General features: G+C 33.9%; 6 protein-coding genes. 4 read left to right on the forward strand and 2 right to left on the reverse strand.

From position 1 onward, the window contains the following. Positions 1 to 29: 29 nt before the first annotated feature. Positions 30 to 335 (reverse strand): hypothetical protein, encoded by a 306-nt coding sequence (locus tag ACJ6WR_RS05965; protein ID WP_039118743.1) that lies wholly within the window; start codon positions 333 to 335, stop codon positions 30 to 32. A 338-nt stretch (positions 336 to 673) separates the two neighbouring features. Here ACJ6WR_RS05965 and ACJ6WR_RS05970 point away from each other — a divergent pair, with 338 nt between their 5' ends. The 4 genes from ACJ6WR_RS05970 to ACJ6WR_RS05985 all read left to right on the forward strand — a co-directional run bounded on the left by ACJ6WR_RS05970 (position 674) and on the right by ACJ6WR_RS05985 (position 17,893). Continuing rightward, positions 674 to 7,648, forward strand: coding sequence for a leucine-rich repeat domain-containing protein (locus tag ACJ6WR_RS05970; protein ID WP_409417322.1), 6,975 nt, complete (start codon positions 674 to 676; stop codon positions 7,646 to 7,648). Between the two features lie 10 nt (positions 7,649 to 7,658). Then, a complete protein-coding gene (locus ACJ6WR_RS05975) occupies positions 7,659 to 15,959 on the forward strand; it encodes a CARDB domain-containing protein (protein WP_409417323.1) in 8,301 nt (2,766 codons plus the stop codon). Positions 15,960 to 16,121: 162 nt separating this feature from the next. Beyond that, complete coding sequence (locus ACJ6WR_RS05980; protein WP_039111483.1) at positions 16,122 to 16,610, forward strand: DUF1761 domain-containing protein; 489 nt, start codon at positions 16,122 to 16,124, stop codon at positions 16,608 to 16,610. A 137-nt stretch (positions 16,611 to 16,747) separates the two neighbouring features. Further along, on the forward strand, positions 16,748 to 17,893 hold the full coding sequence (locus ACJ6WR_RS05985) for a peptidogalycan biosysnthesis protein (protein WP_409417324.1): 1,146 nt from the start codon (positions 16,748 to 16,750) through the stop codon (positions 17,891 to 17,893). 257 nt (positions 17,894 to 18,150) lie between these two features. On the opposite strand, the gene ACJ6WR_RS05990 is transcribed toward ACJ6WR_RS05985, so the two are convergent. Next, positions 18,151 to 19,020 carry a diacylglycerol/lipid kinase family protein gene (locus tag ACJ6WR_RS05990; protein ID WP_409417325.1) on the reverse strand — a complete coding sequence of 290 codons (870 nt, stop codon included), beginning with the start codon at positions 19,018 to 19,020 and terminating at the stop codon, positions 18,151 to 18,153. Positions 19,021 to 19,034: the final 14 nt, after the last annotated feature.

A 19,034-nucleotide genomic window follows, 5' to 3' on the forward strand; every position in this document is an offset into this window, starting at 1 on the left:
CTTTGAACCTTAGTGCCTCAGAACCTTCCTCAAGCCATAAACAAGGCATGCTTATTATAGTTGTACAATACTAAATCGTATGGTACTAAGTTTGGCAATACTTTTTCAGAATTGGGATCAAACTTTATATTATTTGCTTTGCGGAATAAGTAAATATCTTTTAAACAATTAGATAAACTCTGATGTATCATTGATGAAGTTATAGGCAGTTTATTATCTCCTACCAATAAATCGATTTGATAATTAGAACTAGATTTAGAAAGATTATTACCAATTATTCTTATTTCGAATGTTGTCGGTTTCCCGTTATGTTCTCCTTGATATTGTACTTTCATAGTTTTATCGGTTTAAATTAAATACAACTTTGTTACTATTGTTTTTTATGTAATCGTTTGTAAAAATAAATTTAGTAATAAAATCTTTTTAATTCGTAAAAAAAATTAAAATCTTTTTCAGAAACCACCTCCTCTCTCCCTCCTTGTATTCAGTAGGATTTAAGCCAAATCTTCCTATCAAATTCTTACTTTTTAAACTAACAAATAAGAATATCACACGTATTTTCTTAAATAAACAATTTAGTCAATTTTTTACATAGATATTTTTCCTACTTTTGGCAATTATTACCTAACGACTAAAAATAACGCCAATCAACTGACCTTTAAACCCTTGAGTTATGGAAAAAAAACTACTCATTAGACTAATATTTCTCCTTATTAGTTCCCAAATTTTTGCATTCCAAACCCCAACAAACATTCCAATTCCTGATACAGAATACCAAGCTTTGGTCGATTTTTACAAAGCTACCGGTGAGTCTAACTGGAATAATAAATGGAATACCAAAGAAAATAATCTTCACGAAGTTGCCTGGTATGGTGTAACCGTAGAAAACGGACACGTAACAGCAATTAACCTCAACAATACAAGTAACATTGTTGGTAAAATTCCAGTATCTTTTGGGAATTTAAAATTCTTAAAAAGCCTTTCCCTTTACGGCGCAAGTTACAGCAAAGACTTAAGCACAACCGATTTGGGAGTTCTATCAGAATTAGAAGCTCTAGAAACTCTCGACCTAAGAAATTGTAACATAAAAGGTAGCATTCCTGCTTCATGGAATAAGCTAAAAAAATTAAAAACCTTATATCTAAGTAACAACGCCATCACTTCTTTACCCAAAGAAATTGGAGAGATGGAAAGCTTAATAACCTTAGAATTATCTACCAACCAAATAAGTGTTTTAACAAAAGAATTAGAAAACCTTACTGCTTTAAAAACAGTAAATCTAGCCAGCAATAAAGTATCAACTATCGACGCTTTATTAAAAAGTACCGTTAGCTTAGAATTAAATTCCCAAACTCTTAGCATGGATAAATTGCAATATGAGGGAGTTGATTTAAAAATTAGCAATCTCCCAAATGTTGTTCTTTACAACAGAACCAAAAATGATTTCTCAGCCAGAAGACCAATAGGAATCTATGTCCGCGGGAGTCAGGTAGGAACAAATATAACCGTTGCCGAAGATGGTAGCCTTACGATTCCATCGGCTTATCTGGCTACATTAAAAAATGGAGATGAAGTATATCTGCGTCAGCAATATGATGGAACTTCTGGAGCGGCATATTACAGTAATATTTATTTCACTACTGTAAAAGTAAACCAACCCGGAATACCAAATATAGAATATCAGGCATTAGTAGATTTTTACAATGCCATGAATGGTAGCAAATGGAATAATAAATGGGACATTAACGAAAACAACCTTAATGAAGGTGCATGGAATGGTCTAAGTATAGAAAACGGACATGTAACGGGAATTAACCTCAACAATACCAACAATATATCGGGAGCAATACCGGCTTCTTTTGGAAACTTAAAATATCTAAAAAGCTTTTCTCTATATGGAGGAAACTACGGCAAAGATTTAAATACTACAGATTTGAGTTCTCTATCAGAACTGGAATCTCTAGAAACTCTTGATCTAAGATATACCAAGCTAAAAGGGAATATCCCAGCTTCATGGAGTAAACTAAAAAAATTAAAAACATTGTATTTAAGCAACAATACAATTACTGGATTACCAGATGAACTAGGAGAAATAGAAAATCTGGTAACCTTGGATTTATCTTCTAACCTGATAAAAACAATTCCAGTTTCTATAGGTAATCTCTCTTATTTAGTAACGCTAAACTTAGCCAGTAATCAGATAGAAGTTCTTATAAAAGAATTTGAAGGTTTAAACGCTTTAAAAACGTTAGATCTTTCAAGCAACAAAATTTCGAATATTGTAGCCTTGCTAAAAAGTACGGTAAGCTTAGAGCTAAATTCTCAATCTATAAGCCTGGAGAACTTTTTGTACAGTGGTACCGATGTAAAAATCGATAACATCCCGAATATAGTTACCTATAATAAATCTAAAAATGATTTTTCGGGCAGAAGACAAATTGGTGTTTACATACGAGGCAGTCAGGTAGGAGCAAATATTGCAATGGCAGAAGATGCAAGCCTAACTATTCCGGCAAGTTATCTGGCAACCTTAAAAACAGGCGATCAGGTATATCTGCGCATACAATATGATGGAACGCTTAGTGCGGCTTATTATACCAACATCTTTTTTACTAATGTAAAAGTTGACCAACCACAAATACCCGATTTAGAATATCAGGCTTTAGTAGATTTTTATAATACTATGGGCGGAACACAATGGAATAATAAATGGGATATAACTCAGAACAATCTTCACGAAGGTGCATGGTATGGCGTAAGTATCGAAAACGGACATATTACAAGCCTTAACCTTAACAATAATAGTAATGTTGCGGGAGCAATACCAGCTTCTTTTAAAAATTTAAAATATCTAAAAAGTCTTTCTCTTTATGGAGGAAATTATACTAAAGATTTAAGCACAACCGATTTAGGAATCTTATCTGACTTTGAATTTCTGGAAACTTTAGATTTAAGATATTCAAAATTAAAAGGAGATATTCCTGCTTCATGGGGTAAATTAAAAAAACTAAAATCATTGTATTTAAGTTACAATACAATTACAGGATTGCCAGAAGAGTTTGGCACAATGGAAAGTCTGGTAACGATAGACTTATCATCCAACCAGATAAAAACTATCCCAGTATCGATAGGCAACCTCTTAAATCTTGTAACCTTAAACCTGGCAAGTAACCAAATAGAAGTACTTATAAAAGAATTCGAAAATCTGAATGCGTTAAAAACACTAGATCTTTCAAGCAATAAAATATCCAATATTGTAGCGTTGCTAAAAAGTACCGTAAGCCTCGAGCTAAATTCACAAACCGTAAACATAGAGAATTTCTTGTACGAAGGAACCGATGTAAAAGTGGACAATTTCCCGGATGTGGTTACTTACAATAAATCTAAAAATGATTTCTCAGGTCGAAGACAAATTGGCGTTTACATACGCGGTAGTCAGGTAGGAGCAAATTTAACTATGGCGCCAGATGCCAGCCTGACGATTCCTGTAAGCTATCTCGCTACACTAAAAACCGGAGATCAATTATACCTGCGTCAGCAATACGACGGAACACTAAGTGCAGCATATTATACCAACATCTTTTTTACTAATGTAAAGGTTAATCAGCCAAAAATACCCGATGCCGAATACGAAGCTTTGGTAGATTTTTATACCGTAATGGGCGGCAATAAATGGACCAATAAATGGGACACTAGCCTGAACAACCTTCATGAAGGAGCATGGTACGGTGTGAGTATCGAAAACGGACATATAACAGGTCTTAACCTTAATAATAACAATTACGTTGCGGGATCAATTCCTGCTTCTTTTGGAAATTTAAAATTCCTAAAAAATCTTTCTCTTTATGGAGGAAGTTACCCCAAAGATTTAAGCACTACCGATTTAAGTGTTTTATCTGAGTTAGAATCTCTAGAAACTTTAGACTTAAGATATAGCAAATTAAAAGGAGACATACCTGCTTCATGGAGCAAGCTTAAGAAACTAAAATCATTGTATTTAAGTAGCAATGCAATTACAGGATTACCAGAAGATTTGGGCGCAATGACAAGTCTTGTTACAATGGATTTATCCGTTAATCAGCTAAAAACTATCCCTACATCAATAGGTTCTCTTGCCAATTTAACAACTATAAACCTAAATAGCAATCAGATAGAAGTTCTTATAAAAGAATTAGAAAACCTAAATGCATTAACATCTTTAGATCTTTCTAGCAATAAAGTAGGTACTATTCAGGGATTATTAAAAACTTCTGTAGCTCTGGAATTAAACTCACAAACTCTTAGTATAGAAAACTTTCTGTATGAAGGAACCGATGTAAAGATTAGTAATTTACCTAATACCGTTCTTTATAACAGACCTATTAATGATTTTTCGGCAAAAAGACAATTCATAGTATACGTGCGTGGTACTCAGGTAGGAACTAACCTAACTGTGGCACAAGATGCAAGCTTAACCATTCCTGCAACTTATCTCGCAACACTAAAAACAGGAGATCAGCTATATCTGCGTCAGCAATATGATGGAGCTTCGGGAGCAGCTTATTATAGTAATATTTATTTCACTAATGTAAAAGTAGATCAGCCTAAGATTCCAGATGTAGAATATCAAGCTTTGGTAGATTTTTATAATGCAATGGGAGGCAGTAAATGGACTAATAAATGGGACACTAGCCTAAATAATTTACATGAAGGTCCCTGGTATGGTGTAAGTATACAAAACGGACATATTACTGGTATTAACCTCAACAATAATAGCAACGTTGCAGGAGCAATACCTGCTTCTTTTGGGAATTTAAAATTCCTGAAAAACCTTTCTTTGTATGGAGGAAACTACACAAAAGATTTAAGCACCACCGATTTAGCAATCTTTTCTGAGCTGGAATCTCTAGAGTCTTTAGATTTAAGATATTGCAAATTAAAAGGAATTATTCCTTCTTCATGGGGGAAATTAAAAGCATTTAAAACACTTACTCTAAGTTATAATAATATCGAAAATGCAGACGAAGCATTAGCTAGTTTGCCTTTACTAAAAACAGTTGATTTTACATATCAAACCATTACTGTCCCAACTATAGAAGTAGGTGCAAATGAATTGGTGATAAACCTGCCAACACTTAGCACTTTTATTTTTAACGCCGATGGAGGAAGTATTAACAACAAAAATTATTTTACGCTTTTCATCAATGGCATAAATAAAGTATCAAATTATTCTAATAAAGAAGGCAACTTAATCTTTAAGGATATAGCATTACTGAGCATAAAACTAACCGACAAAATTTCGATTACACAAAACGACGGAACAGCTCAGGGAACAACTATTAACTATAATAAAGTGACTTTTGGAAAACCATTGGCAGAGGAAGAATTTGAAATTCTAAAAAAATTCTATGCTAGTACTAATGGAGCACAATGGACTCAAAAATGGGATACTTCACAAAACAAACTTCATGAAGTAAGTTGGTATGGTGTAGGCACAAAAGAAGGTCATGTTGTATCAATAAGTTTATCAGGAAATAATCTGTCAGGAACACTTCCTGAAGAATTATCTGGTTTAACCTATCTGGAAACCCTAAACCTGCAATCGAATGTTATTGAAGGAAATATTCCAACGACTATTGGGCAACTCACAAATTTAAAAACCCTGAACTTACATGCAAATAAACTAGGAGGAACAATACCAGTACTTTCTGGAATATCAGGGTTAAAAAAATTATCTATAGCAGCCAACCTGTTTAAAGGAACTATCCCGGCACAATTCAATCAATTCCAGAATATAGAACAGCTGGATTTATCTAATAATGGTTTTGATGCTCTGGAAACAGCTTTTACCTATGATCTGAGTAAAGTATATGTAAACCTAAGAGGGCAAACAATTGTAAAAGAGGAATTCCTGTATTTAAAAGGAGACGAAATTAGTGTAGTCTTACCTCCTATCACTACCTATAACGAAACTAATCCAGAGCAAGAAGGAAAGTATTTATTTGCCTTACAAGCAAATAACTTTAAAATATCTGAGGCAACACCAGAAGGCAATATCATAGTATTCCCGAGCGTATCTATTGCAGATGTTCCTGCGGGAGCAAAAATTACTATCTGGCAAAGAACAGGTGCTTCTCAGGGTACTTACTTGCAATATAAAGGAATTGCCGACGGATCTGAAACACCTCTTCTAGCAGAAGAATTTGATGCCTTGGTTGCGTTTTTCCAAAAAGCCGGAGGTGCAAACTGGAAAACACCTTGGGATATATCTACAAATAATCTTCATGAAAAAAGATGGAAAGGAGTTACAACCAATGATGGACACGTTGTAGCAATTAACCTAACCGATAATAACTTAATTGGAGATATAAGTGCCGAGTTAGGCAAATTTGTAGAGCTACAAAGCCTTAACCTAACCCGTAATAAATTAACAGGCAGTATTCCAGACGAGTTATCAAGATTAACCAAACTTAAAACAATCGACCTTTCGGAGAATGAACTTACAGAAACAAATGCTGTATTTCCGTCCAACGTGAATTTTAAAATTGACCGTCAAAAAATTAATTTAGGCGCATTACCGCTAACAGTAAATACAGTAATAAAAGACAAGAAGATAAATCGTTACGACCATACCAATCAGTTATTCAGTCCAAGTCAATCGTATAATATGACGCTAAAAGACAATTACCAAATGGTAACAGTTCCTGAAGATGGTATTAAGCTAATGAATATAATGAGCGAATGGAATATCCCTAACAACCAAACTCTTGAGCTTAGACAAATAGCCGGATCAGCTAGAAATAGTATCCTTACTTATACATTAACCTATCGTGAGGGAGACAGCAATCTGGATGGTATTGTAAATATACTAGACATCCAATCTTCTTTAAATTATACTCTGAGCCAAAAACCAAAGTATTTTAATTATGCTGCAGCCGATATTAATAAGGATAAGAATTTAAACCTCTTGGATATTATTCTTCTGATAAATAAAATTCAGGATGGAGTACAAGAAAAAGTACAACAAGCTGCTAAACGTTTTGCCTTAATAAATGATCAGAATACAGTGTTAAGCATTGAAGATGATATTTTATACATCGATAGTCAAGCAACAGCTACAGCAGCATTTGACATTCGTTTAAAAGGAATAAGCAAAGAACAAGTATCAGATTTGCTTTCAGCCAAAGGATATACAGTATCTATTGCAGAGAATAAAGACGAAACAAGTGTTGTCGGATTCTCTATCGACAAAACATTATCGGGTAAGGTGGCTATTGCCAAAGTAGCGCCTAAAACGACTATTGTTTCTGCCGTAATATCCGATGATAATGCAAACGAAGTTCCTTATAAAATTGTAAACGGAACACTAGGAATAGATGATATCGATGTTAATTCTGGAAAAGATACTGTTATGAACTTCCCTAACCCTTTTAGAGAACAAACAACAATAAAATATCATTTGCTAGAAAACGCAACTAAGGTAACACTGAAAGTGTACAATATGCAAGGGCAAATTGTTCGACTACAATCAGATTTAGAAACCTCAGAAGGGAAACATGAAGCGGTCTTTTTACAAAAAGAACTTGCTGCAGGAGTATATTTTTATACTCTGGAAGTACAAGCTTCAAACAGCCCAAAAATATTTAAAGGAAAAATGTTAATACAATAAATTTATTAAAATGACATCTACTAAATTAACCCCTATAAAATTAAGACCCTTTCTTGCATTTATTCTTCTGTTTTTAGGAACACTTACTTATGCCCAAAATAGTCTAAAAGTTATAAATGCAACTGCCGGACCAGGAGAAGAATCAAAAATTTTAATCGATTTATCCAATACAGATGAAGTCGTTGGAGCTGAGTTTACGCTAACAGTTCCACAAGGACTTATCATTAACGAAAAAGCAAGCAAAATAAGTGATAGCCGTAAAGGAGACCACGCAGTTTATGTAAATATCGAGAAGAATAACCCACGAAATTATCATTTTATAATTCTCTCGCTAACAAGTAATCCTTTTAAAGGAAATAGCGGGGCTTTATTAGAAATTCCGATCGAAATTCCGATAAATTATCCGTCAGGGCAAACTCATAACCTAAACCTTTCTAGTGTTGTATTGAGTTCTAAAAACGCAATAGACATAGGCTCAAACCATACAAACGGAATACTTACAATAGCAACAGCGCAATATCCAGATTTAACTATTTCGGGTATAACAAGCAGCGAATCTCAGATTACTCCTAACGGAAAAATTACATTGTCATGGGGAGTAAACAACATCGGAGATCGTATTGCAGCTGGAGGATGGACAGAACAAATTAGTATAATTTCGGAAACAACTGGTATCGAGTATAATTTAGGAAGTGTTTCCTATGATGGTGATTTAGAGAGCAAGAAAACCATTAGCAGAAATGCTACTTTCAACCTTCCTAAAATTATAGGGATAGACGGAAACGTAAAAATTAAAATAAACCTGGTTCCTAATTCATCTGTAAAAGAACCAGATGCGTTACAAGGCAACAATAAACTTATTAGTCCCAATACAATATTGCTCGAAAAAGTATTGTATTTAACCTTAGATAAAAAATCTATTTCCGAAAATGCCACAGAAGTAATCCGGGCAACCATAACCCAAAGCGGAGACCGAAGCACTGATAAAACATATCAACTTGCTGCTTCGCAAAACGGACAACTAGATTTTCCTGCGAATATAAAAATCCCTAAAGACCAATCATCTGTCGTTTTTTATATAAAACCTGTAGACAATACTGCTGCCGATGGAAACAGAACTGTAGCACTATCTGTAACAGGCAATGATTACCCTACAGTCTCGGATAATATCGAAATTATAGATGATGAGGTTTCATTAATTACACTAATACCATCAAAAACAACAGCCACAGATGGGGAGATGATTACTGTTACTTTAGAAACCGATTTTGCAAAAAACAAAGACACAAAATTCAGCATTACTGCAGATCAGAATTCCCGTTGGATTGTTCCATCAGAAATCATTCTACCATCAGGAAGCAAAACTGTTTCTTTTACTGTTCAGGTTAGAGACAATAAAGTACCAGAAGCAACTGTAATAGGAAAGATTACAATCCGAGCCGAAGGTTTCCAGGCTAGTAGCACCGAAATCATCTTAAAAAGCTCGAACATTCCTACTTTTGAATTCGAGATAACACCCGAAACCATTTCTAAAGGAGATGGAGTTTATGCAACTTATGCCATCATAAAACGATTGGATAAAACAGATGTTAGCATAAAAATCCGTTTGTCTGCCAATGTAGCAAATACTTTAATTCTTCCTGATATTATTGAATTTCCTGCAAATGTAAACCAGAAAAAAATCAACATTGGAGTTATAAATAACGGACTTGTCGATGGAACAAAAACTGTAAAAGTAACCGCAGATGCTTATATTCCTTCTTGTAACTGTACAGTTGCTGCAGGAAACGGAGGAAGCCAATTGGCAAAAACCATTACCATACTAGATAGTAATGGCCCTGCTTTGTTTGTAAAAGCAAACCCTACAACCGTTAAGGCAGGACAAGAAAATTCTGCAAAAATAACTATTGCAAGAAATACTGTAGATACATCGACAGCTATTCCTGTCAGACTTTCGTCAGATGCTCCTACAATTGTATCTATTCCTGCAACTGCTACTATTCCTGTAGGAAAAGAAGCCATAGAGATAGAAATAAGCACTAAAATAGATCCAAATAAAAAAGGAGATCAAACCATACGTGTTCAAGCCGAAGCAGACAATTATAGTTCTGGATTTGCATGGATAATTGTAACCGATCAAAATAAACCTGATGCTACTATTACAAAAATAAACACTGTAACTCAAGCAACAGGAAAAGATAACATCGAAGTAGCTACAACAATTACCAATCAAGGATTTGCCATTCTTACCAAAGGTTCTAAAATAGAATATTACCTTTCTAAAGATAAATCTACAAAAAATGCAATCCTGCTGGCAACTACCGAATTAGACAAAGATATCGAAGCAGGAAAATCACTAAATTTAGTTAAACCAATTCAGCTGCCTGAAAAAGCTGGCGATTATTTTTTAATTGTAACTATAAATTCAAATCAAAAAACAGACGAATTAACATTTACAAATAACGAAGCCAATACTGAAATAAAATTACTTCCGGGTTATTTTGCAACTGCTACCGTAGCTAAGTCATTATACAAATCTGGCGAGTTAGTTACTATAACCGGATCTGCCAAAATGCTCAATAATTCTCCTGCAGCAATCAAAGAAGTAGAAATCACGATTACAAGCGGAAACTTTGTTCGCCTATATACCGTTACAACAAATGCTTCTGGAAATTTTGCTTATGATTTTGAACCGCTACAAACAGAAAGCGGGCACTATGGCGTAAGTGCTGGTTACCCAGGAACGAATAATGCTGCACAAGCAGAATTTGATATTATTGGTTTTGAATGGACCAACAAACCATCTGGTTATTTAAAATGGGAAGTAGTAGAAAAAACACCTTTTAAAGGAGAGTTTAAATTAAAGAACAATGGCAAAACTGCGCTAACTAATATAAAAGTTGAACTTCCTACAGATGCTGGATTTAACATTCAAGTAACACCATTAACACTGGCAGCAGGACAAGAAGCCATATTAAATTATACAATATTAGCCGATAAAGCTTCTGAAGAAGAGAAGTACTACCCTATTAACTTTACCATCTCATCTGATGAAGGAGCAAAACTAACAGCCCTAGCCTATTACCATTGTCAAATTCAAACGGCAAAAATAGTAGCAAACCCTGTAAGTATTAATACCACAATGACCAAAGGAAGTTCTCGCTATTATGAATTGGCAATTACCAATACTGGAGCTATAGATGCCGAAAAAGTAAAAGTGGAATTACCTAAACTAGACTGGATGAAACTTAAAAGTCAATCGGTTATAGATAAAATAGCTCCAAACGAAACCGCTAATATAATATTAGAATTAGCCCCTACAGAGAAACAACAAGTTAACATTCCTCTATCTGGAAACTTAGCAATATCTCTTGCTAATGGACAAGGAATTAGTGTGCCTTTTAAAATAGAAACAGTATCCGAATCCAAAGGTTCTTTACTTATTGATGCAGTCGATGACTATACATACAATACTGTAGAAGCACCACATCTAAAAGGAGCAAAAGTAGTAGTACGTCATCCATTCTCGGGCGTTATTGTTGCAGAAGGTGTAACTGATCAAAACGGATTATTTAATGCCGAAAATCTTCCAGAAGGAAGTTATGTTTTAACCGTAACGGCTGACAAACACAGTAATCATCAAAGTAATATTTTGGTTGATCCGGGTAAAGTTAATAAGCAAAGTATTTATTTGGCTTATCAGGCAATCAGCTACGAATGGACTGTAAAACCTACAGAAATAGAAGATAAATATGAAACTGAACTTGTTGTAAAATACGAAACCAATGTTCCCATTCCGGTAGTTGTCGTAGAAATGGATAAAAAAGTTCAGGATATAGCCAAAGGAAGTAGCTATATACTAATGGCAACCCTTACAAACAAAGGGCTTATTACTGCCAAAGATGTATATCTGCAGTTTCCGAGTGACAACGAATATAAGTTTACACCATTAATTGATAAAATAGATATATTAGCCAAACAATCTATCCAGATTCCTGTTAAGGTCGAAAGAATGACGGGAACCATATTAAGAGCAGCAGCATCAGCAGCCCCTTGTGATGCAGTTGTAATGGCTTGGTATACGTATCAATGTATTGATAGTCATTGGGTAGCTGTACCACATTCATTTTCTTTTTCGAGAGAATGTACCAATCCAGGACCTGTAGACATTCCGGTAATTAATGGTCCAAATTATGTATATTGTAGAAATTGTCCTGTACCAGGAGGAACCGGTTATTCCCCAATCGATTTTACTTATGATGCCAATATTACATGTGACCCATGTGCATTTGCCATTGGAACTGCAGTTCTAGCCTGTTATCCACCTACAGTTCTTCTTAGTTGTGGGCTTTCTCTCCTTACATCGACTACTTGGGAAGATGCAATAATAAGCGGAATCGGATGCCTCATAAAAAAACAGACTTATGGTTGTATATGGGGAGCATTAAGCGCAGTAAAAACGTGTCTGGGACTTTCAATAACAGGTCGAAACGCAGGACCAAGCTTGTTCGAAATAATTGAACAGGATTTAACAAAATTAAAAGCTGCAGACGATGCTTTTACCAAGAAAAAAGAACTTATTTTTAATAACAATAAAATTCTTGAAAGCGAAAATTTCCCTGATTTTGTAAAAGAAGTAGCTACAAACTTAGATAAGAAACAAATTTTTACCGAAACTGATATTGCTGTTATGAAAAGCAGGTTTGTTTTAACAGATATTAGCGCTGCCAACATAAATGTATTCAGTCAAAGATGGAATGAGTCTGTAGAAGCCTGGAATAAAGGAATTACTTCTCCAAATGCACAATATGCTACCATTATTAGTAAAGATAGTTTAGATGTTTATGCCTTAAAGGCAAAAGAATTAGCAGACCATACAAAAGCAAGAGGTTTTGTTTCTGCTTACGAAATGTATGAAAAAGATAAAAGTGACTTACAAGAATATGTAGACAGAAAATCATCTAATTCTGTTTGTGCCACAGTTACAGTAAAGTTCTCTCAAAAAATGACGATGACCAGAGAAGCTTTTGAAGGTACTTTAACTATGAACAATGGTAGTGATCTTAACTCAATAAAAAACATAAACTTAGATTTGATAATCACAGACGAATCTGGAAATGATATGACCCATCTATTCCAAATTAATAAAGATGCTTTCCTGAGCGGAACAGGAATTGTTGGTCCACAAAGTAACAAATCTGGAACAGTACTTTTTATACCAACAAAAGAGGCTGCTCCTACAGTTGCTAAATCTTATTCGTTTGGAGGAACATTATCTTATCTGGATCCAAATACAGGAGAAATAGCAACAATAAAATTATACCCAGTTACGCTGGAAGTAAATCCAAGCCCAGATTTAGTACTGCATTATTTTATGCAGCGTGATATTATTGGAGATGACCCTCTAACGGAAAAAATAGAACCTATGGTTCCTGCAGAAATGGCATTATTAATTAAAAATGAAGGTTACGGTCAAGCCAAAAATGTTCAGGTAGAATCTATACAACCTGAAATTATCGAAAACAAAAAAGGACTATTAATTGATTTTGAAATCATAGGTAGTAACTTTAATAATGAGCCTAAACAATTAGGTTTACTTAACGTAGATTTTGGAAATATTGAACCACAAAAAGCTGCAATCGGACAATGGTGGTTTACCAGTACATTGTTAGGGCATTTTATAGAATATGATTTAAAAGTAAAACATTTGAGCAGCTACGGAAATAAAAATCTGAGCCTAATAAAAGCATCTTATGTTCATGAACTTATTAAAAGCGTAAAAGCTTATGAGGCTGGACATGATAACATAGCCGATTTCTTAGTAAATGATATCGCAGATATAAACGATGTTCCTGATGCTATTTATTATTCTAATGGCGGAAGTGACGAAGTATATAAAGTAAGTACCGCAACTATTTCTAACCCTATTTCACCAACTCAGGTAACGACAATTCTAACTATGAACTCGTCTAAAACAGGGTGGAATTATGGTAATTTAACAGATCCGGGCAGAGACAAATACAAACTTGTAAAAGTTGTTAGAAACAGTGATCAACTGGAATTGCCTTTGCTAAACTTCTGGCAAACATTTGTTACATTAAGAGATGGAGCAGATCCTAAATATGAGAACAATCTTCATTTTGTTGACAAAATATCAGGATTAGAAAAATACACGTTGTATTATACACCAATAAATACCAATGTACCGAAAGTAGCTTCTTTTGAGAGCATTCCGTCAACAACAACCAAAGCAGTAGAATCAGTTCAGGTAAACTTTAATAAAGCCATAAACCCGAGCACCTTTACTGCCCAAAACATAACATTAATTCACCAAGGAAATAAAATCCCTTTTAATGATAGTTTTATTGGCAAAGTAAACGACTCTACTTATGTCTTAAACATTAAAACCCTAACCATTGCTTCTGGTTATTACGAACTAACAGTGCAATGTGCAGGAATAAAAGATTTGGAAGAGAACGAAGGGGTTGAAGGTAAATCTGTTTCCTGGACACAAATAATTGGAGAATTAGGAATCATTCAGTTTAAAACAGATCAAACAGAAGCCCAAGCCGTAAATAGCGTTGAGATATCATTTAATAAAATAGTAAAACCAATCCAGTTTACTAAAGACAAATTAAAGCTAAACGGAAAACCTTTGGATAACATTTCGATAGTAACAGAGAACAATCAAAAATATACTATCGTAGGATTAAACCAATACAATCTGGAAAAAGGAGAATATGAATTAGCTGTAGATTTGCCATCTATGAAAGCCGAAGATAACTCGTTAGGTTTAGTAGTACAATCTCATAAATGGAAAGTTGATTTAGTTGTTCCGGAAGTAGATAGCTTTAAGCCACAATATCAGGGAGCGCTTAATAGCCAGAACGTAACAGATATGCAGATAGTTTTAAATAAACCATTAAAAAATAATTTTGAAGCTAGCTGGATTAAGCTATACAAAGGAAGTGTGGATCTAAATGCTAAATTAACTGTTACAAAACAGGATGATTTACATTATCTGATCTCGGGATTAGGAGAACACACACATACTGCAAATGGATACAAACTAGTAATTGATCAATCTAACTTTATAGATGTATCTGGAAATTATGGAACTGGAACTACAAGCACGATGTGGACTGTGAAATTTGATAAACCAGCTTCACCAAATAATATGCGTATAACTCCTGATAGAGGAATTTCGGCAACAGATAACATTACTTCTGGCAATGATTTATCTATCACTCTAAAAACTATAGAAAATAAACAATCTATAGAACTTTATGTAATAACTCCAACTAATAAAGTATTAGTAGATAAAAAATACGTAGAGACAACAGGAGATTTAAGTTTTGCTATTACAGGATATATCGGGAAAAATACTTTTGAAGCCATTGCTTATGATGAATATGGAAATGCCAGCGATCCAGTAAATATCGAAACATACATAGATGTTGTGGACTTTAGCAGTACAATTATACCAGTAAAAACAAGCAATACTGATTGCTCAGAAATAGAGCATCTTAAAGTACTTTTTACAGATGAAATCACGGCATCTCAGTTTACAAAAGACGCCTTAATAATCAAAGCCGGAGGAATAAGTATCTCTAATGAAAATGCAGTAATCGCTAAAGTATCTGATACTGAATTTAAAATTCAGAATATAGAGAAATTCAATGAGAATGGAGAACTTACATTTGGTATCGATTTATCTAAACTACAGAAAAAAACAAGTGCCTTACAAGGAAAAGGAATTGTTTATGAAAATGTGGGTGTTATAAATACTATTTTGGCTAGTATAACAGGAGATGCTCTTATTACCGAAACCAATGCTACTACTATCTACACCGCTACACCAAATATGCAAAGCTATAACTGGACTGTAACCGGAGGAGAAATTGTAAGTCAGGCAAATAATACTGTTACCATAAAATGGACACAAAAGGGAACACAAACTCTTTCTCTAAATTATGTAACAACAGGTTTATGTAGCAAGACAACATCTTCAGAAATAAAAGTAGATGCTACTCTGGCTATCGATGATCATACAAATCCAGATAAAAAAGGATTAACCATTGCTCCCGTTCCTAATAATGGTACATTCACACTAACTTTAATTGGTGAGCAGGGAACATTTAAACTCACAATATATGATGTGGGAGGAAGAATTGTTTATGAACAGGATAAAATAAATGTAAACGATAACTTTAAAAAAGAAATCCATACCCATTTAAAAACTACCGGAGTATATTATCTGGTATTACGCAATTCAGAAACAACTTATAAATCTAATTTCTTAATTAAATAGAAAAAAGGGATGCTTTAAAGCATCCCTTTTTTTATCAAAATAGAACAAAATAAAAAACGCACCTAACATTTTAGACATCAGTTATTTAAAACAAAAATATCTGATGTAATTAGTATTTAATATTTTATTAAATTTGAACAACTAACCTTAAACCCTAATCTTATGGAAATGAATTTCTTAGCATTTTTTGCTTCGGCACTAACAACTCTTGTTACTGGTTTTATCTGGTATAACCCTAAAGTATTTGGAACTATCTGGATGAGAGAAGCTGGAGTTACTCAAGAAGACCTCCAGAAAGGAAGTATGCTTAAAATATTCGTATTAACATACATCTTTTCTTTAATGATGACTATAATTGTTTCGGGATTAACAATACATCAATCGGGCGCTGTAGGAATGGTAGGCGGACCACCAATGATAGAAAGTGCAAAACCTTCTTTTGCAGCTTTTATGGCCGATTACGGAACTGCATTTCGCACTTTTAAACATGGAGCACTTCATGGCTTCATGACAGGTTTATTCTTTGCTTTCCCTATGTTAGCTATCAATGGTTTATTCGAAAGAAAATCTTGGAAATATATTTTTGTACATGCCGGATATTGGATTCTTACCCTAACTATTATGGGAGGAATTATTTGTGCCTGGGCATAAATAATTAAAACATAAAATCCGTTTGAAATTAGAAAATCAAACGGATTTATTTTTTAGAAAATTTACAAGTAAAACAAACCCTAAATTATATTATTCTGTTATTATTAAGTAAATTTGAACAATATAGTACTCTTACCTTGAATGCATCTTATTCCTTCCAGATTTATACTAATACAGCCTCACTTCCTGAAACATGGAATGACTTGTCAACGCATAATATTTTCTTATCAAGAGAATATCTGGAAGTATTAGAAAAATCAGCACCAACCAATATGTTGTGCTATTATATCGGACTTTTTAAAGACTCTGAATTAGTTGGTATTGTTCTAACTCAATTCTTAGATTCCAACAAGCTAGAATCATTTGGAGAACGAGATAAATGTGTAAAAACTTCCGTTCGTAATTTTGCTTTCAAGAAATTCGCTTCTCATGTTTTATTTGTTGGAAACAACATGCTTACAGGTCAAAATGCTTATTCATTTTCTGAAAAAATAAGCCAACCAAAAGCAATTAAATTATTGCATAAAGGAATCAATGCATTAAAAAAAGATTTTAAATCGAAAGGGCAAAAAATCCATATCACCACAATCAAAGATTTTTCGGCAACAGAAATTGATATGCTTTCTGCCGAATTTAAAAAAGGCTACACGTTTTCTATCCAGCCAAATATGGTTTTTAAAATCAATGAAGATTGGAAAACCGAAGAAGATTATATTAATGCATTATCCAAAAAATACCGCGACCAATATAAACGTACCCGCAAAAAAGCCTTAGGAATAGAAAAGAGGAAAATGGATCTAGATGACATCATAACTTTTGAAGATACTATCTATGATTTGTATCATCACGTAGCCAAAAATGCTCCTTTTAATACCTTTTTCTTAGCCAAAAATCACTTTAGAGTTTTTAAAGAAACATTAAAAGAGAAGTTTCTTTTTTATGGTTATTTTATTGATGGAAAACTAATTGGTTTCAATACTCTAATCATGAACGGAACTGCAATGGATACTTATTTTTTAGGGTATGACGAAAGTATTCAGCGCGAAAAAATGTTGTATTTAAACATGCTTTACGACATGATTGCACTTTCTATAAACAGGAATTTTAAAGAAGTTATTTTTGCCAGAACAGCTCTCGAAATTAAAAGCTCTGTGGGTGCAAAACCAGTAAAATTATACGGACTTATCACACACAGCAATTCTTTAATCAACCATAATATTGCCAAATTATTTAATTATCTGGAACCCAAAACAGATTGGCAAGAACGAAATCCGTTTAAATAATCATATTCTATCTTTGACAAAGTTTTGAACCTAGGCTTGTAAGGAACTTTAGTTTTACACAAAATAATCCCAAACTTGTCATTTCGACGAAGGAGAAATCTCCGCAAGAAACTAACTCCCAGTTTTTTTCTTAAATTGTCGAGCTACTTGTGGAGATTTCTCCTTCGTCGAAATGACAAAAATGCGCAGACCAACTTTAAACTTAGGCTTTTATCAAAGTTCCTTACATCCTTGGCTCAAAACTTTGTCACAGATTTTTAAGGAATGGCAATTTTCATTTGCTTATGCAAAATACGAATATCCAATTTAGTCTGAGCGCCACAATACTCACCATCAATTTGAAAACTAACTGGATGATTTGTTTTTATGACTGCTTGATCTGTCGAAATAATAACAATATCATCAGAATCGATAGGCATATTACCCGTAATTATTTTTCCAAGAATTATTAAATCAAGATTTTTTAAAACAACCAATTCAAATTTACCATCATTAATAGCTCCATTTGGATTAATAACAACGCCTGTTCCATATTTTTGAGAATTGGCAATTACAACCATTCTTGCTTCATGTTCAACCGTCTGATTATTGGCCGTAATAGATACTACAAAAGGATCTCCAGACTCTTTGATAGTAGTATATGCTTGAGATGCATAACCCCAAAATCCTCTTATCTCACTTTCTTCATAATTCTTGATTAAATCGGCATTGAGTCCTATATCGCTTAAATGAATACTTTTTTTCCCGTTAATACAAATCATATCCATCTCGATATAATTGTTATTAAAAGCAATACTTAGATTCTCTTCGAGCGTTTTAGGTAAGTTTAAATCAACCGATAATCCGTTGGCAGATCCTGCTGGCAATATCCCAACAATAACATCATATTCCTCCATTGCTTCGGCAACCATTTTTACGGTACCATCTCCACCAGCAACGATAATTCTAACAGGTAAATGTTGGCTATACAGCGCTTGTATTTCGCTGATATCATTCTGCCCCGTAGTTTCGTAAACTTTTAAATTAATATGACACGTTACCGCATAGGATTTTACTGTCTCAATAAGCTCAGATTTATCCAGATCACCCGAAATAGGGTTTACAACAAATAAGATATTCCTTTTCAAAATTTTATCTTTAT

The organism is Flavobacterium sp. PS2 (assembly GCF_046250155.1).
Lineage (GTDB): Bacteria > Bacteroidota > Bacteroidia > Flavobacteriales > Flavobacteriaceae > Flavobacterium.